The organism is Streptomyces sp. GbtcB7, assembly GCF_019091445.1.
GTDB lineage: Bacteria > Actinomycetota > Actinomycetes > Streptomycetales > Streptomycetaceae > Streptomyces > Streptomyces mirabilis.
Map to the genome: position 1 here is coordinate 1 of NZ_JAGXJM010000055.1, position 15686 is coordinate 15686.

Consider the following 15686-nt stretch of genomic DNA (forward strand, 5'->3'; position numbering starts at 1 on the left):
CCGGCGGGCTGCGACAGGCAGGGAACCACCATGACCACTGACGTCACGATCATCGGTGCCGGGCTCGGAGGACTGACGCTCGCCCGCGTCCTCCACGTCCACGGCATTCCCGCGACGGTCTACGAGGCGGAGACCTCACCGACCGCACGCACGCAGGGCGGCATGCTCGACATCCACGCCTACAACGGCCAACCGGCTCTCCAGGCGGCAGGCCTGATCGACGAGTTCCGCGGCCTCATCCTGGAGGGCCGCGAGGCGACGCGGGTCCTCGACCGGGACGGAACCGTGCTCCTAGACGAACCCGACGACGGCACGGGTGGACGCCCCGAAGTGATGCGCGGCGAGCTGCGGCAGACACTGATCGACTCGCTCCCGGTCGGCACGGTCCGGTGGGGCTACAAGGTCAGCAGTGTCCGCGCCCTCGGCGACAGCCGCCACGAGGTGACCTTCGCCGACGGCACCACCGTCGTCACGAGCCTGCTGGTCGGCGCGGACGGCGCGTGGTCACGGGTCCGGCCGCTGCTCTCCGACGCCACACCCGAGTACGTCGGCACGTCGTTCATCGAGACGTACCTGTTCGACGGCGACACCCGCCACCCGGCCAGCGCACAGGCGGTCGGCGGCGGCGCGCTCTTCGCACTCGCACCCGGGAAGGGGATCCTCGCCCACCGGGAGAGCGGCGGAACCCTCCACACCTATGTCTCGCTCAACAAGCCGCACGACTGGTTCGCCGGTATCGATTTCACCGATTCCGCCGTGGCCACCGCGCGGATCGCGGAGGAGTTCGACGGCTGGGCCCCGAAACTCACCGCGCTGATCACCGACGGCGAGACCGCACCGGTCCCGCGCCCCATCCACTCCCTGCCGATCGGGCACCGGTGGGACCGCGTGCCCGGCGTGACCCTGCTCGGCGACGCCGCCCACCTGATGTCACCGTCCGGGGAAGGCGCCAACCTGGCCATGTACGACGGCGCCGAACTCGGCAAGGCCATCGCCGCGCACCCCGATGATGTCGAGGCCGCACTGAGTGAGTACGAGCAAGCCCTGTTCCCCCGCAGCGCCGCGGCCGCCACCGAGGCCGACGACATATTCCGGCTCTGCTGCCTCGACGACAACGCACCCCAGGGCCTGATCAACATGTTCACGGGACACGAGTAGCCCCCATAGAGCATTCGCCGTCGCGTGTGCCTCGAAAGCATTCGCCGTCGTGCGCCTCGGGGCATCACGGAGACACCCACCGGGTCACGCCGACGAACCCACGAACTGGTCGACCGTTGCTCGGCCGCGTCACGCAGCCGCCGCCCGCCGGCGAGCAGGCCGCTGGTGGTGAAGGGCTCGTCCACCGCGGCGTCGAGGTAGCGGGTGTCCCACAGCGCCACGGCGTTGACCACCTCGGGGCGGGGCGCCACCGTCGAGGTTGAGCAGGCAGTCCAGCAGGTACGACAAGTCCCGGACCGTGCCGGGCACCCGTACCGCGCCCAGGCCGGCGACAAGGTCACTGACCGCTTTGAACCAGGTCACGCCCCGGCGCGGCCCGCCGTGAGCTAGGGCCAGTTCGGCACGAGGTGCGCAGGGAGCAGGGGGCGCAGGGCACCGAGGACGGCGCCGACGCAGATGTCGCGGAGCTCGATGCGGGAGCAGGTCTGCTCGCTGAGCCAGTCGACGACGAGGATCTGGACGAAGACCAACCAGCTCTTCAGTACGGCCGAGACGGTTCGGCGCGCGCTCTCGTCCGCGAGTGGCAGCACGGCGAGCAGGCGGACGCGGAGCGCGTCCAGCTCGTCGGTCGTGATCGTCTGGATGACCGGGTCGCCCGCGAGCACCCGGTTCGCGGCGAGGACGGCGTGACGGTTGGCGACGAAGTAGTCGAGGTGGATGTCCATCCCCTGCACAAGTTGCCCGACCAGCGAGTCGGCGGGGTCGAGCTTCGTCTCGGCGAGCAACCGGTCGGCGGCCTGCTGGTAGACCGCGGCGAAGAGCGCGTGCTTGCTCGGGAAGTGACGGTAGAGCAGGGCCCGCGAGATGCCGGCCTGCTGGGCGATGTCGTCCATCAGCACGTCCTCGTAGGGGCGGGCTGGGAACATCCGCGCGCCGACAGCGAGAAGCTGGGTGATGGATCACGCCCAGGACTCTGCGCGTACTCGTACAGGTCATGGGGTGGGCGTGTGGGGCGATCGGGCTGTTCCACGTCGCCCTCGGCAACGCGGCTATCCCGGGCGTAGGTTCTGCCGGGGCGACCGTCGACAGCTGGGGGAGGTTCATGGGGGCGAGCTTCGTCGGCTACGGACTGGCCTGGCTCTGGGCCGCCCGGCAGCGGCCGATCCCGGCGACGGCGGTGCGCGCCCTCTCCGCCGTCGTCCTGCTTGGTGGGCTCGGCCGGCTGATCTCCCTGGCCGTCCACGGCTGGCCGCAGTGGTTCCAGATCGCACTCACGGTGATCGAGCTCGGCCTTCCGCCTGTCCTGTTCTGGCTCGCCCCGTCCGAGGAGCGTGAGTATGAGATGGAGGAAGTCGCGTGCCCAGTGGACGAGTTGGCCGACACAGGCGGAGTTCGCCTGGTCCGCCGGGGGACCGCGCCGAAGCCGACCGCAGCACCGCCTGGGTTCGACGGGTGACCAGCTGAACGGTTCCGCCCGGCCGGGGATCAGCGGGAGGAGAACCCATGCCGGACGTCTACCTGGTGATCGAGCGAGCGCTGCTACGCCAAGGACGTACTGGACAAGGTAGGGAAGATCATCTCCTTCCCCGGCGCGTACGGCGCGTTGACCAACCTAAGTCCAGTATTTACCAGGTCAGCGCTCCTTCTGCGAGCTTCCCGCCGTACCTGGCGCGCAGCGTCCGGACGGGACCTCAAGAGTTCCACCTCGCCCGAAATCGGTGAGTGACAGGAGCCTGGTGCCCCTTAGGAGCCCTACCAGTTGCTGAACCCGTGGGGCAGACCGATCCAGCCTGCTGCAGTGTTCCTCAAGAACCTTACGGCGGCGGACAGTTCACCTCGGACCCCACGCTCGTACGGGATGGATCTGCTGCGCTGGCGGACAGGCCGGTTCGCATCCACTGACACTTGCGCAGCAAGGGGGTCCTCAACCGTTCCTTCCTTCGCTGCTCCCAGCGGGCCGGCCAGTGCCTGAAGCGCCGAATCCTGTGATCGGAAAACCCAGCATCGGAAGTCTCGGGGTGTGGTTTCGGCGCTTGTCGACGCGGGCCGATGCTCAGCTCAGGCGGGCTTGCAGGAGGCAGAATTCGTTGCCTTCGGGGTCGACCAGGCAGTGCCAGGGCTCCTCGCCGGTCTGGCCGATGTCGGCCGGGCGCGCCCCGAGCTTCAGGAGGCGTTCGAGTTCGGCGTCCTGATCGCGGTCGGTGGCGTTGACCTCGATGTGCAGCGGCAGCTTGCTCGCCTTGGGCTCGGTAGTGGGGCTGAAGACCAGAGTCGGCTGCAATCCGCCGAACCCTTCCCGTGGTCCGATCTCCACCGCGCCGTCGTCGATGTCGAGCACGATGAAGCCCAACACCTCGCACCAGAACGCCGCCAGTCGTTGCGGATCCCGGCAATCGATCACCAGCTCGGAAATGCGACAAGCCATAGTCGGGACCCTACAAGGCATCAATCCCACGCAGCCACTCCTTAAACAGCCCAGGGCCGCAAGGCAATGGGCACCCGGGAGGGGCGGGCCGCCCGGTCCGCGCCCGGGCTTCAATGCCGCCCAGACCTTGATCAGTTGGCCGTGGGAACGAACAGGACACGCAGTTCCAGATCAAGCCGGTTGGTAGGGGCTTGGTCGGGTGAGGTGAGGTGGAGCCCGCGACCCCTTTCTGCCGTATTCGCCGTCCCTGCTCTCCAGTCCGCGTACTTGAAGGCGCACTTTCCGGCGTATCTGTACGCAGGGTTGCTGGAGTACGACCGGGCATGTGGCCGCGCTTGTCTCCGCATTCGCTGTGTCCCGCGCTGGTCGTGTCTCGTTCTGGCGAGATCACCCTTTGTGCCCTTGCACCCCTGCACCCTTGCACCCCTGCGGACGTTGTCAGCGACCATTGGGAATTCCCCACGTACGGCCGCCGGTGCCGTCGCTCTCCGTCGAGGTCCCGCGTGCTCGGGTTGCACGGTGCAGGTCAGGCCGCGGGTGCGTTGTCGACGAGGCCGACGTCGGCGCGGACGTCATCGCTGTCGGCCGCGCTGAGGACGGCGTCCAGCAGACAGGGGGCAGGTATCGAGGCCGTCACGGTGCATCCCCGTGCCGGTTGCCCGTTGCCCGTTGCCAGTTGCCAGTTGCCAGTAGTGATCTCACCGAGCTGTCGCCATCTTGAAGTGGCAGATCAGGGGCCTGGTGTGACGTTGTTCGGGAGTACTCGTGCTGGCCGGGGGCAGCAGTCTGCCGTGCAGATTGTCTGGCAGGGCGGTTTCGGGGCTTTCCGCTCGTCGTCGCCAGTGCCGCTCTTACGATCCGGCTCATGACGGACCCCGACTCTGAAAGACGCTGGGCCAAGTGCGAACTCGGCGTGGCACGATCGCGCAGAGCCATGAGGCGATCGACCTCGTGATCCGACGCCGCCGCCCTTCGCCCGAGGCGACGTTCGCACTGATCGCGGACTTCTTCGACACTGGAGAAGCTACGCCCAGCCATTGCCCGATGGGAACGAATCACGGGACGACCCGCATCAGCGCCGGCGATCTGGATGCCGTGGTCGGAGCGGGCTTGACCTTGACGCTGGGTCAACCCTCCATCCTTCCGGCAGGAGCTTCCTCGCAGTCGCCTGGAACAGCTCCGCGAAGGAGGCAGATGACCATGACGACCCAATCGATCGCCGGTCCGGCGATTCGCGTGCAGGGTCTCGAGAAGTCGTACGGGAAGCTCGAAGTGCTGCGCGGCGTGGACTTCGACGTGGCGCGGGGCAACATCTTCGCCCTGCTCGGCTCCAACGGGTCGGGCAAGACCACGACCGTGAGGATCCTCGCCACGCTCCTCAAGGCCGACGCGGGGACGGCGAGCCTCAATGGCTTCGACGTCGCCACGCAACCGGCGAACGTACGGGAGTCCATCAGCCTCACCGGGCAGTTCGCCGCCGTCGACGAGATCCTCAGCGGTCGGGAGAACCTCGTACTCGTCGCCAAGCTGCGCCACCTCAAGGACCCGGGCGCGACCGCCGATGACCTGTTGAGGCGTTTCTCGCTGACCGAGGCGGGCGCGCGCCGAGTGTCTACGTATTCGGGTGGGATGCGCCGCCGGCTGGACATCGCGATGAGCCTCATCGGGAATTCGCCGGTGATCTTCCTGGACGAGCCGACGGCCGGGCTCGACCCCGAGGCGCGCATCGAGGTGTGGCATGCGGTCAAAGAGCTCGCCGGCTACGGAACGACAGTGCTGCTCACCACGCAGTACCTGGACGAGGCCGAGCAGTTGGCCGACCGGATCGCGATCCTCCACCAGGGTCGGATCATCGTGAATGGCACCCTCGCCGAGCTCAAGCAGCTCTTCCCGCCCGCCACGGTCGAATACGTCGAGAAGCAGCCGACCCTGGAGGAGATCTTCCTCGCGATCATCGGCGACGACAAGAGCGACGCCACCGGCACGAGCAACTAGGGGACAAGGATGACCGCGTACTTCTTCGGCGACACTGCTGTTCTCACGGGGCGGACCCTGCGCCATGTCACACGCAGCATGGACACCATCATCACGACCGTCATCACGCCGGTCGCCATGATGCTGATGTTCGTCTACGTGTTCGGCGGCGCGATCGACACAGGGGCGGCTTCGTACGTGAACTACATGCTCCCCGGCATCCTGCTCATCACCATCGCGTCGGGCATCTCCTACACCGCGTACCGGCTGTTCACCGACATGAAGAGCGGGATCTTCGAGCGATTCCAGTCCATGCCGATCGCACGGTCGGGTGTGCTGTGGGCACATGTCTTCACCTCTCTGGTCGCCAACCTGATCTCGCTCGTGATCGTCGTGGGCGTCGCTCTGCTCATGGGCTTCCGCTCAGGGGCAGGGGTGCTGGCATGGCTCGCGGTCGCCGGCATCCTGCTCCTGTTCACTCTGGCGCTGACCTGGATCGCCGTGATCCCCGGGCTCTCCGCGGCGTCGGTCGAGGGCGCGGGCGCGTTCGCCTACCCGCTCATCTTCTTGCCGTTCATCAGCTCGGCGTTCGTGCCCACGGAGACCATGCCTGGCCCGGTGCGCTGGTTCGCCGAGCATCAGCCGGTGACGTCGATCGTCAACACGATCCGCGACCTGTTCGCCCGGCAGCCAGTCGGCGACGACATCTGGATCGCGCTTGCGTGGTGCGTCGGCATCCTCGTCGTGGCGTACGTCTTCGCGATGGTCGCCTATCGCCGGAAGATCGCCTGAGGCAGGCTGAGACCCATGCTCACCATCAGCCAGCTTGCGGCGTATTCCGGGGTGACGGTGCGGGCGGTACGCCACTATCACCAGATCGGGCTGCTGCCGGAACCCGAACGCGACCGATCCGGGTACCGGACCTACGACGCTGCCGCGGTCGTGCGACTGATTCGGATCCGCACCCTGGCAGATGCCGGCGTGCCGCTGGCCAGGGTGCAGGAACTCCTCGACGCCGGCCCGGAGGAGTTCTCTGATGGCGTCCAGGAGATCGACAAGGGCCTGCGTGCCGAGATCCGGCGGCTGCAGGGCACGCGCAGACGGCTCGCCCGGCTCGCAGCCGGAGAGCACCTGGCGCTCCCCCAGAGCGTCGTGGACTACCTCGACCGGCTACGCGGTCTCGGTGTCGAGGAGCGGTACATCGAGCTGGAGCGGGATGCCTGGATCATGATCGCCGCCCAGGTGCCGCACCTGATCGACGCCGTGATCGCCAAGAAGCACGAGCAGCTGGACGACCCCGACATGGTGAGGCTCTACAGCTTTCTCAGAGGGGCGCTCGACTGGCCGGTCGACGATCCGCGGGTCGTCGAGGTCGCCGACATCCTGGAGCGCCTGAGGATTCGGGCTGTGGAGGCCGGCGAGGTGGGTGCCGACGGCTTCGACGACCAGTTCGTCGACCTGCTGGACTCAACCATGGTCGAGTCCTCACCGGGCGCCGAGCGGGTGTTGGCGATCCTGGAGGAGCGGGGCTGGAGGGGCTGGACCCGCATCGAGCGAGTGCCTGCCGACAGACTCAACACTGAGCTGCCGCCATCTTGAAGGCAGGTCAGGGGCATGGTGTGACGCTGTTCGGCGGTACTCGTGCTGGCCGGGGGCAGCAGTCTGCCGTGCAGATCGTCTGGCAGGGCGGTTTCGGGGTTTCCCGCTCGTCGTCGCCAGTGCCGCTCTTACGATCCGGCCCATGACGGACCTCGAGGTGCTGGAGCGGATCGCCACGCGTCGTGCGGAGCTGGACGGACTCGAAGAGCAGTTGGCCAAGCAGCTGGAGGAGGTGCGCGCCGAGCGGGACGAACTCGCAGTCGCCTAGAAGGTACTGGCGCGGATGAGCGAGCAGGTCGCCGCGGAACAGGCATCGACCGCGCCGGTGTCTGCGCAGGTGGGCGGGCGCGGGGTGCTGTTGGTCCCGCACCGCGCGCCGGGCGTGGACAAGGGGGCGCTGCCGCCGGAGTACCAGCGCATCCTCGCCGTCGTGCAGCAGGCCGCGGGGCCGGTGATGACCCGACAGGTCGGCGAGGCGCTCGGGCTGGACACCGGGGGCGGGGCGCCCTGGAGCCGCTGCGCGGGAAACGCTGACCAAGCTGGCCGACCGCGGCCAGCTGCGGAAGCTCCCCTACGGGAAGATCACCGCCCGGCCGTGAGCGTAACCGCAGTGCGCCGGGCGGACGTTGAGTTTGTGTGACCAAAACCAAGGAGCCCGCCAGGGGCGCCGTCTCCCTTGTCTACCGGTGTCGTCTGCCGCTGTCCACGCGCACCCTGACCCACGTCGCCGACCTGCTGCGCCGCCACCTGATGGCGATACGCTCACGCTGGCGGGCGCTGCCGCCCGGGAAGATCGCGCTGATCGTCCTCGCGGTGCTGCGGCACGACCAGCGCCTGGCCGACATGGCAGGCGGCAACAACATCTCCGCCACCACCGTGCGGCGCTGGCGCGACGAGTCCATCGGCCTGCTCGCTGCGAAAGCCTCGCGGCTGGACCGCGCCCAGAAGAAGATCGCCAAACGGGGCAGCCAAGTCGTCCTGATCGACGACACCCTCATCCCCACCCAACGCCGCACCGGCGCCGCGAACGGACGCGCCCCCGTCGAGCACGGCTTCGCGCACTTGAAAAGTTGACGGATCCTCACCAAGCTTCGCACCGATCCCGCCCGCGCCACCCACCTGATGCGCGCCCTGCTCGTCCTGACGAATCTCGAACCGACCGTTGATCCTGGGAAGACAGCTCCATTCCTGAACGGTTGAATGCGATGGCCCGGTCGATGTGTGGCCGTCCGGGGCGTGACCGTCCAAGACCTGTCCGAACGAGGAAGAGCGGTGATCACGCGATGAAGGCGGTGCGGTTCCACGAGTACGGCGGGATCGATGTGCTGCGGGTGGAGGAGGTGGAGCGGCCGGCGCCCGGCCCCGGGCAGGTGCTGGTCGAGGTCCGCGCGGCCGGGATCCAGCCCGGCGAGACGATGATCCGCAAAGGCGCGCGGCACGGACGCTGGCCGGCGACCTTCCCTTCCGGACAGGGCAGCGATCTGGCCGGCGTCGTGGTGGAAGCCGGTCCGCAGGTGCGCGGCGTCGCGGTGGGCGACGAGGTCCTGGGCTTCACCCATCACAGGGCGAGCCACGCGGAGTTCGTCGTGGTCGACGACGTGAATCTGACCTCGCGCCCGGAGGGGCTCTCCTGGGACGTGGCCGGGTCGTTGTACGTGGCCGGCACGACCGCGTACGCCACCGTGTTCGCTGTGGACCCCCAACCGGCCGAGACAGTCGTCGTGTCCGGTGCGGCGGGCGGCGTCGGGTCTCTTGCCGTACAGCTCGCGCGGCGGCGCGGCGCCACGGTGATCGGGCTGGCGAGCGAGCAGAACCATACCTGGCTGAAAGATCGCGGTGTCATCCCGGTCGAGTACGGGCAGGACGTGGCCGAACGGATCCGGCAGGCTTCCGGCGGGAACGTCGACGCGTTCATCGACACGTTCGGCGACGGATACGTGGAACTGGCAGTGGAGTTGGGCGTGCGGCCCGAGCGGATCAACACGATCAGCGACTGGCAGGCCGCGGCCAGGGTGGGGGCGCGAACCTACGGGGAAGGTGCGGCGGCGTGCGCGGTCGTACTCGGCGAGCTGGCCCGGCTTGTCGCGCGCGGAGAGCTGGAGGTGCCGATCGCCCGAACCTACCCGCTGGAGCGGGTGCGAGACGCGTTCCGCGAACTGGAACGACGGCACACTCACGGCAAGATCGTGCTCCGGCCCTAGGCCCTGTCGTCGTATTCCCGTCGTCCGCCCGAAGGGCGGGCCCTGCGGCGTCAGGTGCGTACTCTCGGCGTGCCGGGCACAGGCCCTCGTACTGGATGTACTTGGGTCTGTGCCCGGTGCGGCGAAGGGGGTCCCTCCCTGTTCGAGCGAAGCCGAGAACTCAAGGGCGCGTGCATGGCGTCGCGGGGCAGACGGGAATGTGACGACAGGGCCTAGCTCCGGCTGCCCGAGGCAACCATCGAGCAGCTCAAGCAAGCAGAGGCTCAGCCGCATCCCCCTGCCGCCACAGCGAGCCACGCGAGGTCGCCACCATCCTGTGCCTTCACCGACCTCGCCACCGCCTGGTTCACCGGCCAGGACCGCACCATCGACGGCAGCCTGGATCTGACACAGCCACCCACCCCGGAACACCAATGCAGTGTCACCGCTGGCGGACAGCTGTCTCCCCATCAAGCTGCCGCCGACGAGGAATCACAACTGACCAATGACAGGCCGTCAGCTGCAGGTGCCGTAGACGGTGGTCCTGGCACGAGGGACGGTGGCCGGCTCGGGGAACGACTGCGGGCTGCGCAAGCGAATGATCTCGTCGCCCTGGGCGGCAAGCCGGGACAGTGAGAGCTTCTTGAACTCGGTCAGCTCTTCGATGGCCGCGTCCCGGTCGGTGACGCGGTCCTTCAGATCGGGATTCTGAGCCTTCAGACGCTCGATCTGGGCCTCTTTGGGGCGTGGCGGCCCTCCACCGGCCTCCCGCAGAGCAGACGCAGGACGCCGACGACCTTGCTGAGGCGGGTTCCTGGTACCCGTGCATCTGGGCCCCCTACGAATCAGCCGTCCTGTGCGGGCAGACCTTCGGGGTGTGCCCGCCTGTCAGCATGCTCAACTCGCTCGGCGTCAACGAATGCCTTCGCAGCGTGACGGACTCTCTGCTCGACCGTGATGGGGTGACGCATTGCGATGTGGCCAACCCTGGGCGCTTGAACGGCTTCTGACGCTCCGGCAACGCCTTCTCAGTTGACGCAGAACTGGCGGGACAGCGCATAGACGTCCTCAATCATCTCCTCGGCGAGCAGGGGTGCGTCGGCGGCGATCCGGCCGACGAGCGGTACGTCGACCGGCGCCGCGCTCGCGCTGCCCAGGTCGTGCACCCACGAGGGCCGGACCCGGTCGGCGCGGGGTGGTGCGGGTCGCGGCAGAGAGCTCCCTTGCGCTCGAGGGCCATCAACTGCTGGGCGACCGAGGATGTACTGGCGAGCTTCACGGCTCGGCCGATCTCCCGCGTCGACGGCGGGTAGCCCTGCCGGTCGACCGACTCCGTGATGCTCTTTCGGTTCTCCGGAGAACGGAGAACGCTGCGGGCCGCGCGATCGCGGGGTGAGTCGGCGGCTTCGCTGATACCACCGGATCCACGGTCGATCTGTACGTCGCGATCCAGGTGCCGTGCGGTTTGTCTAACGGATCGATCCGTTCGGATTGCAGTGCCCGGTGCGCACGGGGGCGTGCCGTGTTCATCAGCACGTCGCCGTTGCCCCTCCTCTGCCCACCCAGGGACGGACTGATGCGATCGCGGGCGTGTCGCCGCCCCGCTATCCTTATCAAAGATGCATACATCTATGCAAATAGTGCATCTGACGTCATTGCTGCCCCCAACCCTGCAGGGAAAGGAAGATCAGCATGCCTTCAGTGCTTCCCACTCCGATCCTGGAGCCAGCGGCGCAAGACCTTGCCGAGGCGACCTCCCCGCACCCGCGGATCTACGAGGTGCCGCCGGATCAGGGACGTGACATCCTCGCCGGCCTGCAGACCGGAGAAGGTGTCACGAAACCCGACGTCGAGGAGGAATGGGTGACCGTCGACGCCGGCAAGTGGGGGCAGGTACGCACCCGCATCGTGCGCCCGCGCGGCATCTCCGGGACGCTTCCGGTCATCCTCTACATCCACGGAGCCGGGTGGGTGTTCGGCGACGAGAACACCCACGACCGCCTCGTACGCGAACTCGCCGTCGGCGCCGGCGCGGCTGCGGTCTTCCCCGTCTACGACCGGGCCCCCGAGGCCAAGTACCCCACCCAGATCGAGCAGAACTACGCCGTGGCCCAATGGTCCGCCCGCGAAGGCGCACAGCACGGCCTGGACGCCTCGCGCCTCGCCGTGTGCGGCGACTCCGTGGGCGGAAACATGTCCGCGGCCCTCGCCCTGATGGCCAAGGACAGGGGCGATGATGTCCGGGTCGGCTGTCAGGTCCTGCTCTACCCCGTCACCAACGCCGACTTCGACACCCCGTCCTACCTGCAGTTCGCGGACGGGGAGTACCTGACCCGGGACGGAATGATCTGGTTCTGGGACCAGTACACCACCGATGCCGCCCAGCGCGCCGAGCCCTACGCCTCGCCGCTGCGGGCCAGCATCGACCAGTTGCGCGGCCTGCCCCCGACCTTGGTCATCACCGACGAGGCCGACGTCCTGCGTGACGAGGGCGAGGCCTACGCGGCCAAGCTGCGTGAAGCCGGCGTCGACGTCACCGCGGTCCGCGTTCTGGGCATGGTCCACGACTTCCTGATGCTGGACCTCCTCCGTGACACCAACGCCACCAAGGTCGCTCGTCACCTCGCCATCGACGCACTCAAGACCGCCCTGCACGACTGACACGGATGATGTCCGTGGTGACGCTTCAGCGATTCCTCTTATGGCCCACAGCACTTGATAGCCCACAGCACTCGAAGTCGGCGACGCGCTTCCACAGGTCCTCGCGAGGCAAGAACAGGGTGAACTCGACTCGGCTGGTGAGGCCGAGTTCAGCGGTCCGCGCTGGACGGACTCCTCGCGGCCCGTCCCACCGAGAGCCTCGCCGGCCTGCGTGAACGCCTGGGCACCCTGCCGCATTCGGTCGACGCATACGAGGCCGCGGCAGGTTGAGGACGCCAGAGCGGGGCGTGGCCCGGCTACTTCGACGCGCTGCGCCCGCTGCGCAGTTCGAGGGCCTGGTCCTTCCGGGAGAACAACCGTCGGTCGGAGGCCAGCAGAGTGGTCGCGGCCACGTCGAGGCGCTCGAGGACTACCGCCGTCCGAACTGACTACTTGGCGGTCCAATGGCCCAGGTCACTTCCACCGGCGTCTTCCGCCCGCCGCAGCGCCTCCGGGGAACCCAGCATGCCGTGCGGCATATAGCCGGACCGGACGCTCAACGCCCACCCGCGCACTGGGACCGCAAGGGCGGCCAGGGCAAGGGCGCTGAGCGGCAGCAGAGTAGGGAAAGGCGCAGGCCGAGTCAGCGGTTCCCTCAGACAGCAGTCACCTCGGCGGCCCCCGCATACCCCGGACACCCGACGCCCGTCACGGCCACAGGACAGCCAGCCTTACCCACCCCTCCCTGACCTGCACCTGTCTACACGTCAGGGAGGGACGATCCGGCCGTCGTCGTCGACGACGACGGTGAACGCGATGACCGAGAGCGAAGTGCCGTCCTCGCGCCAAGACACGACCCTGGGAAGGCCGTTGGCGAGCACCGCTCACCCCCGCGCAGCTGCGCGAGCCGACAGTCGCTGTGACGAGCTGCCGCCGAGGATGCCTGGACCAACTCTCGCCGCCCCGTCCGCCAACCGTCGGCCGCGCGGTCGCCTGCACCTTTCTTCCGGCGTGGCCCGCAACCATCCTGGTCGCGTCGGTGGACTGGCCGAGGATCCGGCCGATCTCGTCCAACGGCACCGCGCACAGGTCGTACAACATGAACGCCACTCGCTCGCCCGGCCCGAGCAACTCGAGGACGACGAGGAGCGCGAGCCCGGATCTGGAGGAGCAACTCGCCGACGGCACCTGGCGGCCCGCCGACGAGCACGAGACCTCCCATACGGGCTTGGAGACCACCCTCGTCGAGATCCACGGCGTCCGTCCCGGAGTACGTCGCCGCTGAGGCCCCCGACGCCGCCGGCAATGTCCTCGACACCTCCCCCTCGATCCCAATCCGGGTCTGCCCCCCTTCCGCGGCGCTTCGTCGTTCCTCCTGGCTGCGCCGGGGATTTCGTCGTTGACAGGCTTGGTTAATGGGATTAGCTTTTAGCTAACAGAGTTAGCCAAACAGGGGGATGTCATGACCGAGTACCTTGCCGTCGACGGCGGCACGATCGCTTACGAGGTGGCGGGGTCCGGCCCGCTGATCGTTCTCGCGCACGGCATGGGCGACAGCCGCACCGCGTACCGTGCCGTGATCCCACCGCTGGTGGCGGCGGGCTATCGGGTCGCCGCGGTCGATCTGCGCGGCTGCGGCGAGTCCAGCGTCGGCTGGCCCGCCTGGAGCCGCACCGCCATCGCCAGCGACCTGCTCGCCGTGGTCCGCCACCTGGGCGGCCCGGCCGTGCTCGTCGGCCACTCGATCTCCGGCGGCGCCGCCACCATCGCCGCGGCGCAGGAGCCCGCTCTGATCACCGCGGTGGTCGAGTTGGCGCCGTTCACCCGCAAGCAGTCGATCCGCCTCGGCGACCTGCGGGTGAAGCGCTTCCGGCAGGGCATGCTGCGGCTGCTCGGCACGGGCACGTTCGGAAGCGTGCCGCTCTGGCGCTCGTACCTCGACGTGGCCTACCCCGGCGTGAAGCCGGCCGACTGGTCCGAGCGACTCGGCCGCATCGACTCCCTGCTGCGCGAGCCGGGCCGGATGAAGGCCTTGCAGGGCATGGGCCGCAGCGCCCCGACCTACGCCGGCGCGCAGCTCGGCAACGTCCGCTGCCCGGTCCTGGTCGTGATGGGCACGCTCGACCCCGACTGGGCCGACCCGCACGCCGAGGGTTCGGCGATCATTGACGCCTTGCCGTCCGGTCTCGGTCGCCTTGAGCTGATCGAGGGCGCCGGGCACTACCCTCACGACCAGTTCCCCGAACAGGTGGTTTCGCTCATGCTCGCCTTCCTCGGATCGGATGCCGCTCGTGCCTAGGGTCGGCCTGGACCCGGCGTCCGTGGTCGCGGCCGGTGCCGCCCTCGCCGACGAGGTGGGCCTCGCCAACCTGACGATGGGTCTGCTGGCCGAGCGGGTGGGCGTGCGTACCCCGTCCTTGTACAAGCACGTGGGCGGCCAGGAAGACCTCAACCGGCGCATCGCGGCCTTGGCGTTGAGCGAGGCCGCCGACGCCGTCGGCGGCGCGGTCCAGGGATACGCGGGTCGCGACGCCCTGGCGGCCGCGGCGCGCGCCTTCCGCGCCTTCGTCCTGGAGCACCCCGGCCGGTACGCCGCGACGATCGGCGTGGAACCGTCCGGCCCGGACGATCCGCTGGCCACCGCGGGTCAGCGGCTGCTGAGCGCGTTCATGGCGGTCCTCCGCGGCTACGAGGTCCCGGAGTCCGACGTGGACCACGCCCTGCGTATGCTCCGCAGCCTCTGCCACGGGTTCGCCACGTTGCAGGTGGCCAACGGCTTCCAGTGGAGCGCCGACATCGACGAGAGCTTCGAGTGGCTGATCGCCTTCGCCGACCGGGGCCTGCGCGCCATGTGAGAATGCTGCCGCCGCCGACGATCGCCACATTTCCGGAGCCAGGCGAACGGCTTCCAGCGCCCGGAACAGCCGTACGTCGAAGAAGCCACGCGCCCGCAGCGAGTCGTACTCGGCGATCGTGCCAGGGCTCGAGGACGTCGTCGGCGGTGCGACCCTCGCATCGGAGGGGCGCTGCGCGCCCTCGGAGTCCGTGACGATCAGCGACCACATGGAGATCACGGAATACAAGAACCGGAACATCGGATTGAGGTGGGCGGCTGGAAGCAGGTGACCCAGGCTCGCGGTCACCGGGCTTTCAAGGGCCTACGGCGATGCGTAGTGCCGGAGGACGGCTTCCCACTCATCACCGGGTGATCGCACTGAACCGCCAAACGGCCAATCGAGATGACATGTAAGGCCCAAGCCGTCACCCCGGCCCCGGCCTTACGCCTCGTCGCGGCTCAGCCATTCCTTCTCCTGACCCGGGTCGGGCAGGACCTGGCCGCCTTCGACAGCGGAACGTGCGGGACTGTCCTGGATCACCACCAGGATGCGGCGCTCGGGGATCCCGGTGATGCGGGAAGCGGCCGCCGACAGCTCGAGTGCCAAGCGGGTCGTCTCCTCCTGCGGGTGGCCGCGGCGCGCCCAGCCGCCGATCAGGAGCGGCGCCCCTGGTTCTCCACCGACGTAGACGCTGTCCTGAGGCAGTTCGGAGAAGACCACGTTGACGTAGGCGGGCGGGACGTGGTTGATCTCCGCGTGGATCCTGGTGATCTCGGTAGCCAGTTCGCCCTTTGCGTCGGCCCTCAGCGTTCCCTGGGCGGTGGTGCAGGTGTAGATGGGCACGTCGACTCCTGAAATGTGAGAGCGGCGGGC

16 protein-coding genes and 1 pseudogene are annotated in these 15686 nt (G+C 68.5%); 13 read left to right on the top strand and 4 right to left on the bottom strand.

Annotation, left to right across the window (positions count from 1 at the left end; translation table 11 throughout):
* Window positions 1-30: 30 nt before the first annotated feature.
* On the top strand, window positions 31-1158 hold the full coding sequence (locus tag KVT44_RS49650; RefSeq protein ID WP_217575090.1) for an NAD(P)/FAD-dependent oxidoreductase: 1128 nt from the start codon (window positions 31-33) through the stop codon (window positions 1156-1158).
* Between the two features lie 386 nt (window positions 1159-1544).
* Here the strand turns inward: KVT44_RS49650 and KVT44_RS49655 are convergent, their stop codons facing one another.
* Entirely contained in the window at window positions 1545-2114 is a 570-nt protein-coding gene (locus KVT44_RS49655) for a helix-turn-helix domain-containing protein (RefSeq protein WP_308314350.1), read from the bottom strand.
* Between the two features lie 2 nt (window positions 2115-2116).
* On the opposite strand from KVT44_RS49655, the gene KVT44_RS49660 reads away from it, so the two are divergent.
* A complete protein-coding gene (locus KVT44_RS49660) occupies window positions 2117-2614 on the top strand; it encodes a DUF4345 domain-containing protein (RefSeq protein WP_308314351.1) in 498 nt (165 codons plus the stop codon).
* A gap of 597 nt (window positions 2615-3211) precedes the next feature.
* On the opposite strand, the gene KVT44_RS49665 is transcribed toward KVT44_RS49660, so the two are convergent.
* Window positions 3212-3583, bottom strand: coding sequence for a VOC family protein (locus tag KVT44_RS49665; RefSeq protein WP_217575186.1), 372 nt, complete (start codon window positions 3581-3583; stop codon window positions 3212-3214).
* A gap of 1200 nt (window positions 3584-4783) precedes the next feature.
* On the opposite strand from KVT44_RS49665, the gene KVT44_RS49670 reads away from it, so the two are divergent.
* The 7 genes from KVT44_RS49670 to KVT44_RS49695 all read left to right on the top strand — a co-directional run bounded on the left by KVT44_RS49670 (window position 4784) and on the right by KVT44_RS49695 (window position 9357).
* Window positions 4784-5578: an ABC transporter ATP-binding protein gene (locus tag KVT44_RS49670; RefSeq protein ID WP_217575096.1), complete on the top strand. Its 795-nt coding sequence runs from the start codon at window positions 4784-4786 to the stop codon at window positions 5576-5578.
* 9 nt (window positions 5579-5587) lie between these two features.
* Window positions 5588-6349, top strand: a complete 762-nt coding sequence (locus KVT44_RS49675) for an ABC transporter permease (protein ID WP_217575098.1) — start codon at window positions 5588-5590, stop codon at window positions 6347-6349.
* A gap of 15 nt (window positions 6350-6364) precedes the next feature.
* Window positions 6365-7156, top strand: coding sequence for a MerR family transcriptional regulator (locus KVT44_RS49680; protein ID WP_190174684.1), 792 nt, complete (start codon window positions 6365-6367; stop codon window positions 7154-7156).
* 142 nt (window positions 7157-7298) lie between these two features.
* Entirely contained in the window at window positions 7299-7424 is a 126-nt protein-coding gene (locus tag KVT44_RS60350; protein WP_302832217.1) for a hypothetical protein, read from the top strand.
* Between the two features lie 15 nt (window positions 7425-7439).
* On the top strand, window positions 7440-7796 hold the full coding sequence (locus tag KVT44_RS49685) for a hypothetical protein (RefSeq protein WP_254650960.1): 357 nt from the start codon (window positions 7440-7442) through the stop codon (window positions 7794-7796).
* Window positions 7793-8230, top strand: a complete 438-nt coding sequence (locus KVT44_RS49690; protein WP_254650961.1) for a hypothetical protein — start codon at window positions 7793-7795, stop codon at window positions 8228-8230. Before KVT44_RS49685 ends, KVT44_RS49690 begins: the two co-directional genes overlap by 4 nt.
* Window positions 8231-8439: 209 nt before the next feature.
* On the top strand, window positions 8440-9357 hold the full coding sequence (locus KVT44_RS49695; RefSeq protein ID WP_217575100.1) for an NADP-dependent oxidoreductase: 918 nt from the start codon (window positions 8440-8442) through the stop codon (window positions 9355-9357).
* A 1022-nt stretch (window positions 9358-10379) separates the two neighbouring features.
* Here the strand turns inward: KVT44_RS49695 and KVT44_RS49700 are convergent.
* Window positions 10380-10681, bottom strand: a pseudogene (locus KVT44_RS49700) (repressor LexA); the annotation flags it as partial.
* 347 nt (window positions 10682-11028) lie between these two features.
* Here KVT44_RS49700 and KVT44_RS49705 point away from each other — a divergent pair.
* From KVT44_RS49705 to KVT44_RS49725, 4 genes are all read left to right on the top strand, one after another.
* On the top strand, window positions 11029-11997 hold the full coding sequence (locus KVT44_RS49705) for an alpha/beta hydrolase (protein WP_190174682.1): 969 nt from the start codon (window positions 11029-11031) through the stop codon (window positions 11995-11997).
* Between the two features lie 1018 nt (window positions 11998-13015).
* Window positions 13016-13261 (top strand): hypothetical protein, encoded by a 246-nt coding sequence (locus tag KVT44_RS49715; RefSeq protein ID WP_217575102.1) that lies wholly within the window; start codon window positions 13016-13018, stop codon window positions 13259-13261.
* A gap of 177 nt (window positions 13262-13438) precedes the next feature.
* On the top strand, window positions 13439-14275 hold the full coding sequence (locus KVT44_RS49720; RefSeq protein ID WP_217575104.1) for an alpha/beta fold hydrolase: 837 nt from the start codon (window positions 13439-13441) through the stop codon (window positions 14273-14275).
* A gap of 22 nt (window positions 14276-14297) precedes the next feature.
* Window positions 14298-14831: a TetR/AcrR family transcriptional regulator gene (locus KVT44_RS49725; protein WP_099918467.1), complete on the top strand. Its 534-nt coding sequence runs from the start codon at window positions 14298-14300 to the stop codon at window positions 14829-14831.
* Window positions 14832-15254: 423 nt separating this feature from the next.
* On the opposite strand, the gene KVT44_RS49730 is transcribed toward KVT44_RS49725, so the two are convergent.
* Window positions 15255-15656: a tautomerase family protein gene (locus KVT44_RS49730; RefSeq protein ID WP_217575106.1), complete on the bottom strand. Its 402-nt coding sequence runs from the start codon at window positions 15654-15656 to the stop codon at window positions 15255-15257.
* Window positions 15657-15686 lie beyond the last annotated feature (30 nt).